Annotated in this window: 13 protein-coding genes; 5 read left to right on the top strand and 8 right to left on the bottom strand. The window is 57.2% G+C overall.

What is annotated here, in order from left to right; translation table 11 throughout:
• Positions 1-96: 96 nt before the first annotated feature.
• Positions 97-1,218 (bottom strand): DUF4917 family protein, encoded by a 1,122-nt coding sequence (locus tag AB1L88_RS25940; protein WP_367099623.1) that lies wholly within the window; start codon positions 1,216-1,218, stop codon positions 97-99.
• A 261-nt stretch (positions 1,219-1,479) separates the two neighbouring features.
• Here AB1L88_RS25940 and mobF point away from each other — a divergent pair, with 261 nt between their 5' ends.
• Positions 1,480-4,191 (top strand): MobF family relaxase, encoded by a 2,712-nt coding sequence (gene mobF / locus AB1L88_RS25935; RefSeq protein WP_367099622.1) that lies wholly within the window; start codon positions 1,480-1,482, stop codon positions 4,189-4,191.
• On the top strand, positions 4,163-4,570 hold the full coding sequence (locus tag AB1L88_RS25930) for a hypothetical protein (protein ID WP_367099621.1): 408 nt from the start codon (positions 4,163-4,165) through the stop codon (positions 4,568-4,570). The genes mobF and AB1L88_RS25930 overlap by 29 nt, the downstream gene beginning before the upstream one ends.
• A gap of 14 nt (positions 4,571-4,584) precedes the next feature.
• Here AB1L88_RS25930 and AB1L88_RS25925 read toward each other — a convergent pair whose 3' ends face one another.
• The 6 genes from AB1L88_RS25925 to AB1L88_RS25900 all read right to left on the bottom strand — a co-directional run bounded on the left by AB1L88_RS25925 (position 4,585) and on the right by AB1L88_RS25900 (position 8,516).
• Positions 4,585-4,827 carry a hypothetical protein gene (locus AB1L88_RS25925; RefSeq protein ID WP_367099620.1) on the bottom strand — a complete coding sequence of 81 codons (243 nt, stop codon included), beginning with the start codon at positions 4,825-4,827 and terminating at the stop codon, positions 4,585-4,587.
• On the bottom strand, positions 4,821-5,405 hold the full coding sequence (locus AB1L88_RS25920; protein WP_367099619.1) for a hypothetical protein: 585 nt from the start codon (positions 5,403-5,405) through the stop codon (positions 4,821-4,823). Before AB1L88_RS25920 ends, AB1L88_RS25925 begins: the two co-directional genes overlap by 7 nt.
• A 2-nt stretch (positions 5,406-5,407) precedes the next feature.
• Entirely contained in the window at positions 5,408-5,821 is a 414-nt protein-coding gene (locus AB1L88_RS25915; RefSeq protein WP_367099618.1) for a hypothetical protein, read from the bottom strand.
• A gap of 37 nt (positions 5,822-5,858) precedes the next feature.
• Positions 5,859-7,742, bottom strand: coding sequence for a ParB/RepB/Spo0J family partition protein (locus tag AB1L88_RS25910; RefSeq protein WP_367099617.1), 1,884 nt, complete (start codon positions 7,740-7,742; stop codon positions 5,859-5,861).
• A gap of 79 nt (positions 7,743-7,821) precedes the next feature.
• Entirely contained in the window at positions 7,822-8,175 is a 354-nt protein-coding gene (locus AB1L88_RS25905; protein ID WP_367099616.1) for a hypothetical protein, read from the bottom strand.
• 83 nt (positions 8,176-8,258) lie between these two features.
• Entirely contained in the window at positions 8,259-8,516 is a 258-nt protein-coding gene (locus AB1L88_RS25900; protein WP_367099615.1) for a hypothetical protein, read from the bottom strand.
• Between the two features lie 1,095 nt (positions 8,517-9,611).
• On the opposite strand from AB1L88_RS25900, the gene AB1L88_RS25895 reads away from it, so the two are divergent.
• The 3 genes from AB1L88_RS25895 to AB1L88_RS25885 all read left to right on the top strand — a co-directional run bounded on the left by AB1L88_RS25895 (position 9,612) and on the right by AB1L88_RS25885 (position 13,820).
• Complete coding sequence (locus AB1L88_RS25895) at positions 9,612-10,751, top strand: hypothetical protein (RefSeq protein WP_367099614.1); 1,140 nt, start codon at positions 9,612-9,614, stop codon at positions 10,749-10,751.
• Between the two features lie 1,035 nt (positions 10,752-11,786).
• The gene (locus tag AB1L88_RS25890; RefSeq protein WP_367099613.1) at positions 11,787-12,719 is read left to right on the top strand and encodes a DUF1559 domain-containing protein; all 933 of its coding nucleotides are present in this window, start codon (positions 11,787-11,789) and stop codon (positions 12,717-12,719) included.
• 18 nt (positions 12,720-12,737) lie between these two features.
• A complete protein-coding gene (locus AB1L88_RS25885; protein ID WP_367099612.1) occupies positions 12,738-13,820 on the top strand; it encodes a DUF1573 domain-containing protein in 1,083 nt (360 codons plus the stop codon).
• Between the two features lie 470 nt (positions 13,821-14,290).
• Here AB1L88_RS25885 and AB1L88_RS25880 read toward each other — a convergent pair whose 3' ends face one another.
• The gene (locus AB1L88_RS25880) at positions 14,291-19,468 is read right to left on the bottom strand and encodes a DEAD/DEAH box helicase family protein (RefSeq protein WP_367099611.1); all 5,178 of its coding nucleotides are present in this window, start codon (positions 19,466-19,468) and stop codon (positions 14,291-14,293) included.
• Position 19,469 lies beyond the last annotated feature (1 nt).

Here is a 19,469-nt window from a genome sequence, read left to right as displayed (position 1 = left end):
GTGCATCCGAGCCCGGCCCAGTGCCGTGCCTGCGGGGGGCGCGGTGCTTGCACGCAAAACTGCGTGTAATGAATAAGTTGCAGGAGTTAGATCGCTTTAGTTTCCCCAAACATTCGCAGATGCAGCGTCGTAGAAAGTTACTTCTAATGGGTAACGCTCACTCCGCTGACCAGCGATTAGCTCTGCCCGCCTCCTAATGGCCAGATTGCCTTCCGAGTCGGGATCACCGTATAGGCTGACATAGAGCGAACGGAGCCTTCCTTTGCTTATCTGTCGAAAAATATGTGCGTCATTTTCAGCGAGAGAGTGCCCGAAGATGAAAAGTGTATGATTTTGCGTGTTGCATGCCCCTCGAAATTTCCGAAGCCCAGTGTGCAGATAACCGGAATGCCTGATGCGCTCGAATTTTTCGTCTGTGTGGCCCTCGGAGACGAACAAGGGGAATCGGCCATCATCTAATGATTGGCGAATCTGGTCGATTAACGGTTTTCCTCCGGAGCGCTCCCAGCAGAGCTTTTGCAGCCGTGATCCGTAGTCATACAAATGCAATGCACCGTGCAGATAGTAGATGCACTGGTTGTAGGCTTCCTCCCCATCCCAAGTCACATATTCTGCTTCTGGTTCGTCTTCGGGGCTGCGAAATCCGTCATCATGTTGCAATGCTTCGAGAGTGATGATGGATGGGTTTCCCTCATTATCATGATGGATTAACCGGTCATGCATAGAAGTCCAGTAGAGGAGCATGTCATAATTTAACGTGCAAATGTAGCCACGCAAATCTCTCCCCCCAGTGTTATCCCCAGTTCGACGCTCACCTGCGAAGTAGGATAAAAACTCGCGGCATGATCGGTATTGAGCATCGGTGATCTCCGATGGACGAGCCGGATGCTTTCCAGCAATTGTTCGTACAAAAATGTCTTTCAAACGTTCTGCATGGAGATTCAGCCGCTCACAGAGTTCGGAATCATTATGATAGAGCGGTAGGATTGCCATTGTTTGCCTAAGCGCATGGATCACGGACTCGAAATCTGAGGTTTTTAATAGATCAAATGCCTGGCGAACTTCCGGAATGTCGCTGAAGTCGGCTTCCTCCAGGAGGGAACCGTAATGGAAACAGCCTGGAAACAGGCTGATACTGAAGCCGTTACCTAACAGCAAATGCCGCTTCTGGTGCGCGGTGAGGCTTAACGCTTCATTAAAACTGAGTGTTTCTGTCATCTCGCATGGGTCACTAGAAATTGGTTAGCAAGTTGCCGAGCCGGCATCGAAACGCGGCAATTGTACGCGATCCTATCAACAAAGTCAGCCGACTAACTCAAACGTCGATTTCCCGGGGAAATTTCCCCCTGCCTCGTGTCGAGGGGAGGGGTCTGTAAGAAAAAATATCTCAGAATGGCCGATTGATAATTCGCTTGGCAAGGGCGAATAATACGCTAGGATGTGCAACCGTTTGTTGTATCCATTCGGGCGTTCCTCCCCATGCTCAATCTTGAGATCCCTGCCAGTGCCGGGGCCGCCAGGGCGTATTATGCCAGGGCGGATGCGGGTGATTATTACGCGAAGGAACGCGGCGGCGACTATGCCGGGAGCTGGCAGGGCAAGGCTGCTGAACAGCTCGGGCTTTCCGGCCCGGCCAGTATGGATGACTTCCATGCCCTCTGCGATAACCGCGATCCGGCAACGGGCGGGCAGCTTAGCGGGAGTAACCGCGAGGACAGGCGACCATTATTTGACCTGACCTTCAGCGTGCCGAAATCTGTTGCCGTGATGCGCGGCCTGTTCGACGACAAGCGGATTGAGCGGGCGGTGATGGATTCGGTGAACGAAGTGATGGCCGGCATCGAAGCCGGGATTAAAACCCGGGTACGGCAGGATGGCAAAAACGAAGACCGGCTGATCGGCGGCGGCGTGTGGCTCCCCTTCTACCACAAAACATCGCGGCCGGTGGATGGGAAAGTCGATCCGGGTGATCACGTCCATGCCTGCCTGATGAACCTTTGCTATGATGCCACGGAGGAGCAATGGAAGGCCATCCAGCTTGATGACATCTGGAATGCCGCACCGCACTGGCAGGCGGTCTGGCATGCGAACCTCGCCCGCAAGCTCGAAGGGCTGGGCTTTTCAATCGAGCGGCGGGGCGATGCGTTTGAAATCAGCGGCGTGGACCGAAGCATCGTCGAGGAATTCTCGAAGCGCAGCGAGGTGATTGAGAAAACGGCGAAGCGGCTGGGTATCACGGATAACGACCGGAAAGCCGGACTGGCCGCCACTACCCGCGAAAAGAAGCTGTCTGATCCGGAGCCGGAGAAGCTTCAGGGCGAGTGGCGTGACCGGCTGGAGCCTTCGCAGCTGGCATCGCTCGAAGCCCTTCATGCGGAAAGCCTGAAGCGGGAAGGAAAGCCTGCACCGGAGCGATCGGATGTGGCGCTTGGCTGGGCGCTGGAGCATTTGCTGGAGCGCCAGAGCGTGGTGACGGAAGAAAAGCTGCTGACCGAAGCACTGAAGGAAGGTTTGGGCTCTGCGAGCCTGGAAGGCTTAAGACACGCCATGAGTCAGCGTGCTGACTTGATCCGGGCGGAGGTGGATGGCGTAAAGATGGTATCGACCAGGGCGGTGATTGACGAGGAAATCGCCGTGCTCAACTTCGCCAAAGACAGCCGTGGCCGGATGGAGCCTTTGAACCCCGGCGGGCAAATCCGCGATCCGATTCTCTCGGAAGAGCAGCGGCTGGCGGTGCGGCATATCTGGCAGGCAACCGATGCGGTCATCCTGTTTCGCGGCAAGGCTGGAACCGGCAAAACGACCACGGCAAAAGAAGCGGTGCGGGGCATTGAAGCTGCCGGCCGCGAAGTGCTGATGCTGGCCCCGACCGCCGAAGCCAGCCGTGGCGTGCTGGCTTCGGAAGGGTTTGAGCATGCCACGACCGTCGCCGAATTCTTAATCAGTGGAAACCTCCAGGAGCGGGCACGCGGCAATGTCGTCTGGGTGGATGAAGCCGGGCTGATGCCATTCCGCGATATGGCGAAGCTCACGCAGCTTGCGGAATCGCTCGATGCCCGGATCGTGCTTTCCGGCGACCGGCGGCAGAACCGGGCGGTGGCCAGGGGTGAGCCGCTGGCGGTGCTCGAGGATCTGGCCCATTTGCCGGTGGCGGAGCTGAAAACCATCCGCCGCCAGAAGGGTGATTACCGCAGCGCCGTTGAAAAGCTGGCCAGCGGCCAGACGGAAAAAGGTTTTGCCGCGCTGGAGCAGCTCGGGGCGATCAAAGACATGCCGGAATCCGATCCCTACCGGCCGCTGGTGGATGCGTATCTGGAAGCGCTTCAGGAGAAAAAATCGGTTCTGGCGTTGAGCCCGACCCGGAGCGAAGGCCAGGTGGTGACGGAGCAGCTCCGGGAGCGGCTGAAAGCGGCCGGGAAAATCGGGGCAGAAGACCATTCAGTCGGGCAACTGAAACCGCTGCATCTGACCGAAGCGGAAAAACGCGATCCGAAGCGGCTGGTCGGCACGACGGCCGTGTTTGTGAAGCATTCCGGCAAGTTCCGCTCCGGCCAGCGGGTGGAGGTGACGGAAGCCATTGCCGGGCAGGTTGCAGCGAAGCCGGATGCGTTTGCGGTTTACGAGCAATCGACGCTGAACCTCGCCAAAGGGGATACGATCAGGATTACGGCCAATGGCTGGAGCAGGCCGGAGGGCAAAGCGAAGCGCGGCCACCGGCTGAACAATGGCAGCCTCTATCAGGTCAAATCCATCGGCAAAGACGGCATTACTTTAAACAACGGCTGGGTGCTGCCGGAATCGTTCGGGCATGTTTCCCACGGCTATGTGCTGACCAGCTATGCCGGGCAGGGCAAAACCTTTGATCGGGTGCTGGTGGCAGCCTCCAGGAAATCGCTGGCGGCCGTCAATGCCCGCGAGCTCTATGTGGATGCCTCCCGTGGCCGCGAAATCGTCACCATCTTCACAGACGACCAGGAAGCGCTCCGGATGGCCGCAGGCCGTGAGGAGAAGCGGCTGCATGGGCTGGAGTTGCTCCGGCAGCAGGAAGTGAAGGCAGAGCCGCCGGCCCGGAAAGCGGGCTGGAAGGAGCGGATTGTCACGCATCTCCGCCTCATGCGGCGGGTGTTCGAACACCAGAAGCGTATGCTGGAGGGACTGAGGGATGGAAGAGCGCCGCAAATTGCTCGATGACGATCACGAGCTTCAGCTGATCGAAGGCAAAGCCATCCGGCATCGCAGCGGGCCGGTGGTGGGAGCGAATGCCAGGCGTGACCAGATCGCCTTCATCCCGAGAAGCGGCAATAAAGCCTTCAACGGCGGCGAGGGGCTTTCCATCGAGTATCACTATCTGGTGAAGATCAGCTTCCTGCTCGACTACAGCCGGCTGACCATCATCTTCTCCGATTGCAGGGTCATTCTCGAAGGGCCGAATCTGAAGCCGCTCTATGACCGGATTCGCATTCATCATGAGGATTTGGTCGAGGAAGCCGATCCGATGCATGCGATGCACGATCCGCTCGGCTGTTCCGTGACTTGCCTGATGCTGGAGCCGCTGAAGGAGGGGTCGTAAGATTTGCCGCAAAATCATGCGGGTTGCTCGCGGAAAACCCGCCCGGTGATGCGAAAAAACATCTCCTCGGCCGCTTCCCGGCTGATGTAATCGCCGATGGCCAGGACACCCTCATCCGGGATATGGCCGTAGAGCGTCCAGAACATGGCCTCTGCGTCGGGGCAGGTTTCGACATAGGAACCGCACTTGTCGGGATTGCCGCAATCATCGATCTGCTGGCAGCCGTGGATTTCGTAATGGTCGAAGGGTTTTAACATGATGACTCCGCGTGCTGGTGGTGAATGGATGCTTCGGCTTCGGCGAGGCAATGCTCCAGCCCGTAGAAACCCCAGCAGCTCTCCAGCGATTCAGCTGGTTGGCTGCCGGAAAGGATGCGCTCGATCTCAAATCCGTAAACCTCGCCATTGGTCCAGGCGGTGTAGGTGTCGAGGAAGCTTCTGGCTGCCGCCTCGCGGGAGGGGTAATCGGATCCCAGGTCATTGGGTGCGCCTTCCCAGAGCAGGATGCCGGCGACTTTCACGCTATCCCAGCGGCAGTACGGGCCCTCGCCCATCAGCGACCAGCGGCAGAGCCCGTGTTCAAAATAACTCAGCCAGTAGGCCGTGCCGCAACTCAGCTTCCGGCTCAGGCCGATACTGGCCGGAAGCGGCGAGCCACATCGGTCCAGCCCTTTGCAGTAGCGTTCAGGCTTGTCATACGCCGTGTGCCGGCGGCCGAATGAAATCAGCCGCCAGCTCTCCCACTCGGAAGGGCATTCGCAATCGTGGTCGGGATAGACGGAGATGCGGTAGGTTTTGCCTGCCAGCTCGATGGTTTTGGTGTGAATCGCTTCCATTTCTAGCCCTCCCCCGCTTCAGCGGATTCGGGTGCATCGCCGCATAGATGGCTGGCGTGGCAGCTCAGAACATCCCAGTTGATGCCGATATTGGCATCGTGCTGCTTTTCAGCCTGGAGCAGGATTTCCCATGCCTGTTCGTGGCTCAAATCCGGCCTGATGGAAATCACATCATCGATGCCCCAGATGCTGGCGATCTGGCTGCGTCCGGCAAGCAGGGCATGGACATCGATGATGGCCACGCCGGCTGCTGTTGCCTGCCCGATCGCGGCTTTGCCGATCCGGATGGCGGTTTCAGTGCCTGCGTCTTTGATATTGCCGAGCTGCCAGAGCTCCAGCTCGTGGATGGTGCGCCCCAAAGCCTCCAGCAGGAGCGCCGCCGCATCGGCATGCGATTGGGTTTCGTGTTGTTCCATAAAGAATCCTTTCTTCTTTGTTGATGGATGAAAATATTCAGGCAGCTTCCGCTGCCTGATCGCCTGATCCGCCGGAACCGGCGGTCAGGAATGCCATGCCTTCGGGCAGCCAGCGTTTCAGCCGCTCTGCCTGCTCAGTGGTGCGATCCGGTGCTTCCGGCTCCGCAAACGCCCGTTCCAGCTTTGCGGCGAGTTCGCCCTTCTTGTCTTTTGCTCTGGCCATCGCCCATGCGTCGCCGAGCAGTTCGCGGCCGAGCATCAGCAGCTGGTCTTTGGTGATGCGGGTGAGGAAATTCTGCTGGTCCGGCCGCCAGCAGGCCGCGACATCGCCATTGGTGCGTGAAAGCGCCCGCTCCACCGCCGAGGATTCCCGGCCGGTGGAAAGCTGCGGCTGGAGGGAATGCGCCACGCACCAGGCGAGCAAAGCCAGCTTCGATTCCTGCGGCAGTTCACAAAACGCTTCAAACCGTTCGGCTTCCGATTCACCGCTGAGCCATTCGAGCGGCAGGGATAACCGCACATCCTCGAGGATGCCGGAAGCGGTAGTGCGCTCTTCCCGAACGTATCGTGTCGGCTGGTGGCTGGTCAGCCGGATATCCGGGCCGCGTCGAGCCGGTATCCCGAATTCATCGCACGCAAGCGTGAAGGCCAGCAGGTCGAAGGCGATTTCGGGGTTTCGGGCGAGTTCTCCTTGCGATATCTGAAGCCGCCAGGACTCGAGGTCGAGCCGAAGCGTGTCGGGCATGGCTTTCCGGGTTTCTGCAACCGGCTCCGCCCCATTGGAAGCGGATGCCCGCATGGTTTCGCGGGGCATCAGGCCGCGCTCGATGGAAAGGCTGCCGTCATAGCCGATGGTGACGTAGCAACCTGCTCCTTTCATCGCTTCAGGGTCGTAAGTCGCAAGCGATTCGATTTCATCATGTAGAGTGGAGAGTGCCGCATCCGCCGCTTCCATTGCAGCAAACAGCGTGTCGGATGGATTCTCCTCGTAATCCATGCGGAGTCCCTCACACTGGTTTTCGAGCGCTTCCTGCCGATCAAGGAGCTCCTGCGGCGCTTCCGCCGGGGCTGGATGGATGCGGGTGTATTCATTGAGGAAACGCCAGTCACGCTCCTCGCTCACCTCCACCCAGCCCCAGCCTTCCGCTTTGACGCGCTCCCCTTCCAGAAAGAGTTTCTCATCGGCCAGTGCCTGGAGCAGTTCCGGGTGCTCGAGAAAGATTTCTTCGCTGAAGAGGTCGGAACGCAGCATTCCACCGGCTTGTTTGTAGGTATCCAGCCCGACGAAGCGGGCGAGCTTGTGCCCGGCTTCCATCATCACGCCGGTGATGGCGGAGCGAATCGCCCTCGGATCGTTTTGCTGCCAGCCTTGCAGGCTGTGGAACACGGCCAGCTGGCGGCTATGGTCGTCGGTGATGGTATAGGCCATCAAACAATCGAGCGTGAGTTGTTCGGCCCGGTACGCGCTGAGCAGCTTAGGTGCGACTTTGCCCAGTTTGAGGCGTTGCAGCACATGCCGGGATTCAACGCCGAACCGTTCGGCGATTTCCGAAGGCGTTGCGCCTTCGTCGATCAGTTTTGCAAATGACTCGAATTCATCGGCCGGGTGCATGGCCAGCCGGACGGTATTGGCGGCGAGGCTTTTCTCCAGCGCCTGCTCCGTGCCCACCACCTGGCAGGGAACCGCATGGTCTTCCGGGAGTTTGCCCTCCGCCTGTAGTGACAGCAGTGCTTCCAGCCGCCTTGCCCCTTCGATGACGCAGTAGCGGCCTGATTCTCCTTCCGTGACCACCAGGTTTTGCATCAGGCCGTGGGCGAGGATTGAGGCTTTCAATGAGGCGGATGCACCTTTGGTGACGGTGCGCCGTGCGTTGTCGGGCGATTTATCGAGCAGGTTGATTTGAATGAGGTGATGTTGCATGGTTTTAATCCTTATTCGTTAGTTGAATGATGGCCCGGCGCGTGTGGCAGCCCGCCCCGGGCGGTGATTTGTTGAAAAATCAGTAATCCTCCGGCATTAGGATGGTGGTGGCGGAGCGGTCGGCTTCGGTGATGATCCAGAACATGCCGGCACTGCTCGCATAAACCGAAAACAACCGGCTGCCGTGTTTCAGAGCGTAGGCGTTCTGCTTCGCATCCGAGGCGCTGAGTTCGCCCCAGTCGCCGGAAGCGTGGCGGGCGAGTGCCGCGTTTACCTCTGTGAGCGGCAGCTGCTCAGCAGCGTTGGTGGTGATGATCAGCCGCCCGAGCGGGAATCTGGGATGCTCCGGCCGGGTGATGCTTACCGCATCTGAGAGGATGCCGTCACTGATCGCGTAGTCGAGCGTGTATTCGAGGATGACGTTTGCAGTCATGGTTCTGTTCCTTTTGATTTAGAATGATGGACAAGTGCTGGAAAGAAGTGCGGGCGGCTTCGCCGCCCGCATGCGGTGCCGGTTCAGGCCGCCTGCTGCTCCTTCCTCGCTTTTGCGTCGGCTTTGAGCTGGTTGGCGATGTAGGTGTGTGCCTGGTCGAGCAGCTTGGCCATGATGAGCAGATCGTCGAAGCGGAGCTGGCTGGAATCCTTCCAGGCATCGTCGCCGCTCTTGAAGCTGCGGCTCGGTACGGCGGTGTACCATGCCCCGTTTTCGCCGGTGTTCCGCCAGATGGTGACTTGCAGGCTTCCGAAGCGGAATTTGTGTGCTGGTGTGGACATGAGTGTTTCCCTTTCTGTCTGGTTGTGCGGCCCCTCCATTAGGGCCTGACGAGCACAGTTCGGGAAGCGGCCCAGGCGTGGCGAAGCGCACCGGTCAACCGAAAACCGGAGGGTTCGCGAAGCGGAAACCGGTTTGGCAGGTTTACCGGCACGACGGCTGCTTCAGAACAGGGCCCGTGAAAGGCCACTGGAGGGGCTGTATTTAGACAGATGAAAGGAATGGCGGGCTGTCAGACCGGCACGGCTTCGCGTCACGGGAAACACGCAGCCATCTGGCATCGACGGGGAAACAGCGGTGTCAGGGTTAAGGATCGATCTGAAGCCGTGAGATATGGGAGCGGGTGATTGCGGGAGGCTTGCGCCTTCGCCCTCGAAATGCTATTGCCTCTGCTTATGATTGACCGGCCGACACCGTGGGATTTGCCCCAGTTTGATGCTTATGGGGAAGGAGTGCTGCAACGCATGGCTGATAACCGAGACGTAATGGGTGATGAGCACGGGGAACCCTACTACACCGTCTATGCCGCCGGGATCGAAAGGAATGGAAACCTGCGGCTCGACCTTGAAGCGGATTGCTCTGGGCTGGGCATGCCGGATAACACGCCGATTACTATGCGGATGGACCTGGGAAGCGAACCGAACCGGTGGTCGATAAAGAATACTCTGATGCCACGACCGACCGGCAAATGTCGCCAGGGGCCCTGACCGAAGTGTCGGATCTCCATACGCTCGATCACAGGGCCCTCGACGCTGAACCGGAACAGGCCTGGCAGCATGTCATCGAGAGTGGCAATGCCGTCGGGATCGGAGCGGGCCTCAGTCGGGTCGATCGGGCTACCCAGTCGAGCACAAATCACTCAGATGGAAAAAGTAAGTGCAGGCAGGAAAAAATCGACCGATTTCAGTTGACACCACTCTAAGGAGTGTGAATTAATAATCTCCATGCATTACAACAGTGAGGTGTGATCGATCGCGTGACCCATCTCGCGAACGCATCGCGAGATAAGAAGACCCGACAAAACCCGGAGTCTTGCCTATTTCCCCTGAGTTGCCCAACAAGCTTCTAATTTTGTCAGGAAACCCCGAGGATCTTGCTTGACCGGCTACCGGCGGCAAGCTCGCCCAACCGATGCTGAGAGGTTTTCTATGATTTTTATCGAGCGACTTCAAAATATAACTTATCTCTGCATTACAATTATTCTAGCATTACCGACTTGTTCATCGGCAACGGAAACTGATCTCAGTGTAAATGACGTTATGGAACGCTGTCGGTTAGCCTGGAGATCGCTTGAAACTCTACAGTTCACTCAAAGCGAGTTCAATGTTGAAAACGATCGCATAGCTCGTGAACGCGGATTCACCCGGTACGAGTTCTCACAGGCGTCCGGAGGAAAACGGTCATTGGTCGTTTGGGGCGTGTATCCAGATCGGGAAGAACTGGTCGAGAACTTTCGGCAGGATGGCAGACGACGATACACAATCGTTCCCTATGACGGCCATCCTGAAGTCGCCGAAAAAATTGGAATAAATATACAACCAGATTCGGATGATTATTATGAAGGCACCATGTCCAGCCTTCTGTGGCTGATTGTTCCTGCCGGCAAGCCAGCTTACGTCCACCTTGAGGAAGGGGGACGACTTGTGGCCGATCACCAAGATAATGATGGAGGGCTGATAGCAGTACAAAGTACATTTAAGGAGCAGCCGCTTCTCATCCTCATTGACCCGGAACGCGACTGGTTGCCAGTCAAGGTCGAAATTGAAGGGAGTATGAGTATCGTTGCTACCAAGTTTGACACCGATAATGGCCGCTGGTTCCCCGTGGAAGGACGGATGACAAAGCGTCAGACAGTCATTATCAAACCCGACGGCACGATTGAGGAAAACCCAGGAAATCAGACGATCGAACATTATTTCAAAGTCGCAAGCTTCCGCATCAATCAGCCTTTGGCATCCTCTTCATTCTCACTGCCTCGGGTCGAAAACGGCGTCATGATGGTAGATATGACTGGCCGAGAGGTTCGTACCGAAGTCCAAGGTGGCGAGTCGGCGTACCAGGAACGCGCCGCGAGATATTCACCACCATCAAACACAACCGATGACGCCCTCGCCGATCCAATCACGGCAAGTCGTAAGAAATCGGCTTGGCTCAACGCCTATTCCTTTATAGGACTAGGAGTCGCTGCTCTCTTAGCAGCATTGGGAGTTTTGATGCATAAGTCATCGAGTGGATGACCCTGTTGACGAAGGAATCGTCGTTGCGGAACCTTAACCCCAAGGAGTCCCCTCATGCGTGCGATTTTTCAGAACAAATTCGTCGCGTGTGGCATTGCTCTCACCGCACTGCTTCTAAGTGTCGCACCCTCCATTGGCGAAAAAAAAGTTGACGCACAAACATACGACGCAATGTACTGCCAGGGAGCCCCAATGGCATGTCCGTTCAACGTGACTAACTGTCCAAGATCCGGGTATTACTGCGTGAGCCCACTAAATTCTGGCGTATGTATGGGCCCAAGTACTAGTAAATGTTCGGACTTAGGAGAAGTCCAATGCGGTAATTTAAAAGACTGCTTTGGAATGGATACTAATCCACCTCAACGATGTGGCAACATGGTTACCACGTGCAGGACTGTAAACTGAATTATAAGATCCTCTGACAAAACCTCTAGAATGCCTGGGAGAATTGGGCAGGATCCTGGGTTTTTTCAGGGATTCTAAGAAGGTTCATCGAACTATACGCCTCGCTGAAGGCCCCAATCGACCCTCTCCGTTCTCTGAGCAGAATCGCCTAGATCTGTTCCTCAGCCCGACACGGAGTCGCTCCGGGCCGAATCGCAATCACCCGATTCGGCTCGCACTGATCTCGGTCGCTCATACACCCTCATCACCTTCTTTACCTCGGCCTAACCGTGATTCGGTGTATCCGGATGGTGATATCGGTCAACGGATTCTTCATTATATTCGAAATTCATGCATTTGACTCGCGATCTTCTCGGCTCCTCACACGACCTAGCAGGGCTACCGAATCATCGCATTGCATTAAGTGCTGAGCTCCATCCGTCGCAATGATCGATTCTTGCAGGGATTTACTCCGACCAACGGCTATGCACCGGCAATCAGTCACGGCTGTTCAACCTCTAGTACCAACACCGCAATGCGAGCTGACCATCCATGTCACCACGATCACGCATCCAATCAATAAAGGCTGTCGATAGGACTGGCTTCACACTGGTAGAGTCGCTCGTCATTATTGGGGTACTATCAATCATCATGGCACTGCTTTTGCCAGCAATTCAGAGTGCCCGAGAGGCATCGCGGCGTTTGAGCTGTAGATCGAACCTCCATCAAATCGGTTTGGCTCTGCACGCATACCATGCGACCCACCATACTTTCCCCGCCGTTTGGGGTATGCCAAATCGAGACCATATTCGCGACCAGATCATCCTGCTGAAGCAGTTCTCCATTTACACCCAACTGGTCCACCACTTCGGTGAGCCGGCACTGTATGATGCAATAAATTTCGAAACAGGAGTTGATGATTTCTACTTTTTCGATACCGATCATAGCCGGGAGAGAATCGCTCCAAATCAAACCGCGATTTCGACCCAACTCAACCTCCTGACCTGTCCTTCCGACAGCGTTCGCCATGAATACACAAGCGGCGGGACAAACTACCGTGTCAATCTCGGATCCGACCGCTGGTACTACTCGGTTGACGGTCCGCTAATGGCCATGTTTCAACACACTAGTATTGGCAATACGCATGACGGATCAAGTAACACCATCGCATTCAGTGAGAAGCTTCGGAGCATACGAGACGGCAGGCTCGACCCGAGGACCGACATGATCAAGGGTGGGTTAGGGTTGCCGTTCACAGCCGAAGAATCTCGCGCCCGCTGCTTGGAAGGGCCTGACGCACCGCTTCAGTACTTCGATGTAGCCGGGCTGACTTGGTTTGTAGGTACTCTTTCCCAAACAGGTTATAACCATACCTTGGAGCCAAACAGCAAGATTCCGGATTGCATACGTATATCTAACCCTATCAATGGCCTGATCTCGGCCCGCAGCAATCACCCCGGAGGAGTGCATGCGCTCATGCTCGACGGATCCGTCCGTTTCGTTCAGGATACTGTGGACCGAGAGACTTGGAGGGCATTAGGAACTCGAAATGGAGGAGAAATTGTGAATTTGCCGATCAATTAACATGCACAGGTATCACACATGATGATTTTCCGCAAAAGGACTCGGCTAGCTGTAGCTGTATCACTAATTAGTGTGGTCGGAGTAGTTGCCCTTGCGGGTGGTTTCATCCGGCACCTTACACTATTGGGGGACTCAACACATATCGGTATCTATCCTGAGAGCCGTCGTGTAGTTGCTAAGGAAGGCATCAACTCAGTCACAGCATCCTATAGAGTTCAGAATCGCACAAGAGATAACCTGATAATTAGTGGAGTAACTACTGGTTGTGGTTGTAGCGTTGCGTCGATCGAACGCGAGATGATTCCACCAGGCGATGACGGAGAGATCTTGATCCGAGCAACTGTCCTCCCAGGTGTCGAACGGACGCTCGATATGGTTGTGAATGTTGACGGCCCCCAGAAGAAGACAATCCCATTCCAACTCACGACTGTTGGCACTGCACACATCCCGCATGTTGCGAGTCATTCACCCTCCGTACAATTTGGCGAACTCGGAGAGCAAAGTGCTCCGGTCCCGCTGGTCCTCAGTACACGAGAGCGGGCCGGAAGCGATCCCTGGATTGGTTCCGTTAATACCAACCTTAGGGGGCTTTTCGCTGTCGGTGGGATCCTCGACGAGCAACCTTCGGGCGATGGTGTCGTCTATCGTACGTATCGCTACGAGCTTGCGTTCGAGAAGAGCCCAGATCCCGGCCGTTTTTCGGGGCGAGTCGATTTCGTCGACGGTAATGGTAAGATACTTGGAATAGAGCCGATCCCAATCCTAGGTTATGTTCGCGCGGCCGTATCTGCCGTTCCTCCCATACTTTATGCAACGTGTGATTCGCCAGCCGAACTGCCACAGCTCCGCCTCCGATTAGTTCGTTCTGAGCCCGGAGGAGAGTTTAGTGCAGAATTGGTTGAAAAGGGTTCTGGCGTGTTCGTCGAACAGGTGGGAGGCAATGGCAGCGAACCAACATTTTCGGTCCAGCCAGGATCTGGCCCCGGCGCATACAAGGGAACCCTAATATTTAGCACCGACGTAAAGGGAGCTGAACGGATTGAGGTTCCATATTTATTTCAAATAAACAAGTCTGATGAACCTGCTCTACCTTCGGGCTAATCTATCATCTCCTGGGATTTCTTTCACCCTCGGTGGATCCATTGAGTTTCCTGCCCAGGCCCACTCCCGAGACGCGTCACTGCCGGCGCCGATGAGATATGAGAGGTCTCGGCGTTCCTCGACGGTTAGCGTGACGATGTGCTTCTTCAAGTCTATCCTTCTGTCGCGGATATCGCCCCAGAAGAGCTGTTCCAAGCCCGGCCCTCAAGTCGTCAGTGTCCGCCTCCTAAGCGGCCGGGCCAAATCTTTCTGAACCTTTCGACCGATCGCCACGGGTTACTCTGCTAAAGTGCTCGCCTGAACGATGGCGGTTCGGGCGTCGATCAAAATGTTGAGAATCCCCCCTTCCGCCTGCATAGGTACTACTGACAATCGGGGCGAGTCGCCCGTCAAGATCGTCTACTTCATCCGGCACGCCGAGATACTCGTCCCACTTCGACTGTATTCACCACCATTTATTGAGAATTGATTTATTGAATATATATCCTATCGCCAGAGCGGCGGCTGGCATCCACCCGGCTGCGGAAACCGCCCGGATGCTCCATCCCGGATGACAGCAGCGGGATTTCCTGCGAGGCGGCCAGTTCCGGCGTTTGCGGTTTTGGTGCATCACCGGATTCAGGCTTGACGGCAAAAACCGGAACCGCTTCGGCAGGCGGTTCCACCGCCTCCGGCAGTGCAGCGGCTTCTGCCGCTTCCGGCAAAGGCTGCTCCGCCTTGATTCTCCTCCGGATACGCCGCGTAACCGGCTCTTCCGCCCGGGAAAGGCTCCGCCCGGTGGTGCGTTCCGGGCTGGCCTCAATGGTATGGGCGGATTTCAGTTCATTGATCCGCTCAGCCAGTTCACGGGCAGTCGGGCTTTCCGGCGATGCCGGTTTGTCCGGCGTGGCCGAGAGTGCTACTCTCAGCTGATCGCGTAAACTGTTCAGCTCCTTCAGATAATCCTCGTGCCCGAAGCTGCTGCCGAGCCGGGCCTGATACCCTTTCAGCTGCGATTCGGCGATAGATTTGTCACGCTGATTCGTTTCGATCTGCTCTCCGTAGCTGGCAAGCAGGCGGGTAACCGCATTGATCACCGCCCTTGGCCCGTGATGGTCGCGGGAGAGCATGGCATGGCGGGTGGCTTTGCCTTCGAGGAAGATTTCCGGGGCTCCGACCGGATGCAGCACCACGCCGAAGCGTAATCCCCTCCATTCGCCGAGTGGATAACGGCTGGTACGCTCGACCCGCTCCGGCAGTGCTTCCAGCCTGCGGCCGAGCAGCTCCGATGCTTCCTGCCGGTTGCAGGCTTGCCCGGATATCCGGTAATCGTTTTCGGAATGGGTATTGGCCATGGCATGGTCTGCTTCGAGCGAGAGAATCCGTTTTTCGGTGCGGGCAATCGTTTCCGGCAAATCGCGTAAAGCCCGGCGGGCGAGGAACTGCTCGTCGGCGTGGTTTTTCCTGAGGATGGATAAGCGTTGCAGCTCGGAATCGGCCTCGGCCAGCGTCAATACCGCCGGATTGCCGGAGGCGATGGCTTTTACTTCCGCATACGATAATTCCTGGCCGCCGATGTCGTCAGCCGAACGCTGGGTGACATCGCCCGTCATCACCTGCCCGATGAACTTCGCTTTCGTCTCCAGTGCCTGCCACATATAGGCATCGAACGAGCCTTCGGTCACATAGCGGTAGATCGCAACTTCCTTGTTTTCATTGCCCTGGCGCATGATGCGGCCTTCCCGCTGCTCAACTTCGGCCGGTTTCCAGGGCGCATCGGCGTGATGCAGTGCCACCAGGCGCTTCTGCACATTCGTGCCCGTGCCCATTTTCTGGGTGGAACCGAGTAACACCCGGATGGAACCGCTCCGCACCCGGTCGAAGAGTGCCTGTTTCTTGCCGTCCGTATCGGCATCTCCGATGCTGGCGATCTCGGAACGGGGAATGCCGCGCTCCGTGAGTTTCTGGATGATGTCGCCATACGCGCTGTAGCCCCATTGGGTCGGATGCACGCCCATATCGCAGAAGATGAGCTGCGTGCCGCGTGTGGGCTTTGTTTTCTCCCAGATGGATGCGACATTGTTGGCCAGGGCATTCGATTTGGAATCCGGATGATCCGTTGCATCCGGGCTGATCAGCCTGGCATCAAGTGCCAGCTTCCTTCCGTCGGTGGTGATCGCGAGCGCATTATCTTCCCTCGGATCGACTTTTTCGTTGCGGATGCGCTCATAACGCTCGATCAGCCGGTGCTGGATTTCGGCCTGATCGAAGCTCATCGGGCAGGCGACGATCTGCGGCTTGCCTCCGGAAAGCTCTGGCCGGGGTAAATCCAGCATCCCGGCGGTCTGCACATCGGCGAATGTCCGGAACATCTGCTGGAGTTCGGGCAAATTCACGAACCGGGCGAAGCGGCTGCGGGGCTTGAGGGAAGCGCCATCGGGCGAGATTTCCATCGAATCGACCACCTGGCCGAAGGTGGCGGCCCAGCCGTCGAAATGCCCGAGTCCCCGCGATTCCAGCCCTTCCGGGTCGAGAAAACGCTGCATCGTATAGAGTTCCACCATCGTATTCGAGATCGGTGTGCCGGTGGCGAATGTCACTCCGTGCCCGGGATTCCGCTCGCTCAAATACCGGGCTTTCATGAAGAGATCAAAAGCACGCTCTGAGCCGCCGGTCTGGATGCCGGCCACCCGGTCCATCTTGGTCGTGGTTTCGAGGTTTTTGAAGTAATGTGCCTCATCGACGAACAAATGATCAACACCCAGCTCATCGAACACGAGCCCGTCATCTTTCTTCTCTTCTGCCAGCAAATCCTTCAATTTCTCCTCGCGGCGGGCTTTTTGTTTTTCGATGGTCTTGATGATGTTTCGTTGTGAGCGGTCGCTGCCCATGCTGGCCCGGTCGCACAGGAGCGAATCGTATTCGGCGATCTGCTGGCGTAAGAATTTCTCCTGATAGTCTTTCGACATGCCGATCCGCTCGAAGCTCGAATGGGTCACGATAATGCCATCCCAGTCATTGGCTGCGATGCGGGCGGTGAGGCGCTTGCGTTTCTCCTTCGTGAAATCCTCCTTGCTGGCGATCAAAAGCTTTGCGTTCGGATAAAGCTGCATGAATTCGCGTCCGAACTGCTCCAGCATATGGTTGGGAACCACATACATCGGCTTATGGATTAATCCCGCCTGCTTCATCTTCATCCCCGTCGCGGCCATGGTGAAGGTTTTGCCCGCACCGACCGCATGCGCCAGCAGCGTATTCCCAGCGCTCATACCGCGCCAGATGGCATCCTCCTGATGCGAGTTCAGGTGGATGTTGCGGTTCATGCCGGGAAAGTCGAGGTGCGAGCCGTCGAACAGGCGTGGGCGGAGATTGTTGTAGGTATCGTTATAAGAGCGCACCAGCCGCTCGGTGCGCTCCGGTTCCGAAAACACCCATGACCGGAACCGCTCTTTCAGCCGGGACTGTTTCTCGCGGGCGGCGAGCGTTTCTTCCTGGTTGACCACCCGCTCTTCGCGGTCGCCGTGGCTGACGGTGTCGTAAATCACCGGGGTTTTGAGGTTGAGCGCCTGCTCCAGGAGTGATACGCCATTGATCCGGGCGGTTCCGTAATCGGCGGATGCCGCCACCGATGCGGATGCCGCGTAATCGGCATCGACGCTCCAGAGTGCGTCTTTCTTTAAGTGCCCGATGCGGATGGCGGATTCGGGCACGCCGAAGATTTCCGCTGCAAATTGCCTGATGTCGGATTCCGGAATCCAGGGTGATCCGAGATTGGCATCGATGTCGCCCGGCAGCACGTCTTCCGGCTGCACGGCCCGGAGTGCCTCAATGTTCCGGGCGTATTCCGCGCCCGAGCTTTCCGCCGCCTTCAGCTTCGCCCGCACATTGCCGGAGAGATAGGCATCAGCCGTTTCAAAATGGCCGCTCTCCGGATCGCGGTAGATCAGATCGTCCAGCTCTTCGAGGATGGCACTTTGGGGTTTGCCGTAGAGTGTTGCAATGAACGGCAGATCGACGCAGCCCTTTTGGTTCAGCGAAGCCAGCAGCCCCTCCTCGGCGCTTCCGACTTCCGTAACCGGCGGGGTTTTGCCGACCACATCCTTCAGCAATATCGCCGCTTTTGTGGCTTTGCTTGTCAGTTCATCATATTCCTCGAGTGCCATCACCAGCATGGCATCCGGGTCTTCCCGGAATTTGGCCAGATTGGGCATGCGGCGAATCACGCCGCCGTCTTTGGTTTCTGAGAAGGTCGTTTTGTTGATCGGGCCGTAATGCCGGGTGAAGCGGTCGTAAGCCGCATTCAGTGCCCAGCGGGCCTGGTTGCGGGCTGATTCCGGCCAGCCTTCGTTCTGCGACTCGAGCACCCTCCTTGCTTTGTCACGCAGGTCGATCAGTGCCGCGAGCCGCCTGCCCGTCATCGTGCCATCGGATTTCATCAGCGTACCGCCGTAAGTGACCGGTTCGGCGTTTCCATCCGCAACCTGGCAGATGATGCGGTGATCGTTGACGAAGAAACTGCCCTCGGCCAGATGCGGAAGCGCTGGCGGTGTGACCATTGGTGCTGGCGGCGGGTTTGGCCGCTCTGGCATGGATTGGATGGCTTTCCCCACCGGCAGCCGGGCAATGGCCTGCTGCAACTGGGTGGCGAGGTCGCCGTTAGCACTCACGCTGTAGCCATCGCCGCCATAGAGCCTGCTTTTACGGCTCCAGTCGCCCAGCACCATCTCCGGATGGTCCAGGAAATAGGCGTTGATCGGCACGTTTGCACCTTCGATTTCTATCGGGCGGGTAGAAAGCCATTCCGGATCGGCGTGATTTGCCTGCTGGCCGGGTTCACGCTTCCGGAGGAACACAATATCGGTGACGACTTTCGTACCCTGGTCGCGGAAGGCATCCGACGGCAGCCGGATTGCACCTAAAAAATCGGCTTTTGAAGCCATTTGCTCGCGGTGAGCCGCGTTTTGCTTATCCAGCGTGTAATGGGTGGTGACCAGTGCCAGCACCCCGCCGGGTTTGAGGGCATCGAGCGATTTGGCGAAGAAATAATCGTGCAGGGCCAGCTTCTGGCCTGCGTAGTCGAGCCGGACATCGGCAAACGGGACGTTTCCGATCACGGCATCGATGCTGTTTTGGCCAAGCCTCGTGTCGCGGAAGTTTTCGATGCGGATGTCGGCGGTCGGGTTTAAGGCTTTGGCGATCCGGCCGGAGAGTGAATCGAGCTCCACGCCGATGAAACGCATCCCATCGGCTGCCTGGGTTAAGAAATTCCCCGTGCCGCAACCGGGCTCCAGCACTGTCGCCTGATTCGGAAGGCCAAGCTGTTCCAGCGCCCGGTGCATCGCAGAGATGACCAATGGCGAGGTATAGAACGCATTGAAAGTGGTGCGTCTGGCGCTCGCGTATTCTTCTGTTGTGAGCAGTGATTCCAGCTCCTCGCCGATTGCCTGCCAGCCCGCATCTTTGAACCGGCCGGTGACCGGATCGGGGAAGATGGAGAGCGCCACCTGGCCGAAGCCGTTGAAGCGTTTGAGAATCGATTGCTCTGCCAAAGTTGCGGGCCGGTGTTCGGATTCGATTCTCTTCAGCGTTTTGATAGCATCAATGATATCGCGGCCGGCGGCTTTCGATCCGGCCGGGGCGGTTTGTGGTTGGTTCAGAGTTGCTTGCACG

Source organism: Tautonia sp. JC769 (genome assembly GCF_040717455.1).
Classification (GTDB): domain Bacteria; phylum Planctomycetota; class Planctomycetia; order Isosphaerales; family Isosphaeraceae; genus Tautonia.
This window is presented reverse-complemented; position numbering and strand designations above follow the sequence as displayed.

Bases quoted from the DNA above. Each gene is read 5' to 3' on its own strand.
- AB1L88_RS25940 (WP_367099623.1), bottom strand. From the start codon at position 1,218: ATGACAGAAACACTCAGTTTTAATGAAGCGTTAAGCCTCACCGCGCAC.
- mobF (WP_367099622.1), top strand. From the start codon at position 1,480: ATGCTCAATCTTGAGATCCCTGCCAGTGCCGGGGCCGCCAGGGCGTAT.
- AB1L88_RS25930 (WP_367099621.1), top strand. From the start codon at position 4,163: ATGGAAGAGCGCCGCAAATTGCTCGATGACGATCACGAGCTTCAGCTG.
- AB1L88_RS25925 (WP_367099620.1), bottom strand. From the start codon at position 4,827: ATGTTAAAACCCTTCGACCATTACGAAATCCACGGCTGCCAGCAGATC.
- AB1L88_RS25920 (WP_367099619.1), bottom strand. From the start codon at position 5,405: ATGGAAGCGATTCACACCAAAACCATCGAGCTGGCAGGCAAAACCTAC.
- AB1L88_RS25915 (WP_367099618.1), bottom strand. From the start codon at position 5,821: ATGGAACAACACGAAACCCAATCGCATGCCGATGCGGCGGCGCTCCTG.
- AB1L88_RS25910 (WP_367099617.1), bottom strand. From the start codon at position 7,742: ATGCAACATCACCTCATTCAAATCAACCTGCTCGATAAATCGCCCGAC.
- AB1L88_RS25905 (WP_367099616.1), bottom strand. From the start codon at position 8,175: ATGACTGCAAACGTCATCCTCGAATACACGCTCGACTACGCGATCAGT.
- AB1L88_RS25900 (WP_367099615.1), bottom strand. From the start codon at position 8,516: ATGTCCACACCAGCACACAAATTCCGCTTCGGAAGCCTGCAAGTCACC.
- AB1L88_RS25890 (WP_367099613.1), top strand. From the start codon at position 11,787: ATGGCACTGCTTTTGCCAGCAATTCAGAGTGCCCGAGAGGCATCGCGG.
- AB1L88_RS25885 (WP_367099612.1), top strand. From the start codon at position 12,738: ATGATGATTTTCCGCAAAAGGACTCGGCTAGCTGTAGCTGTATCACTA.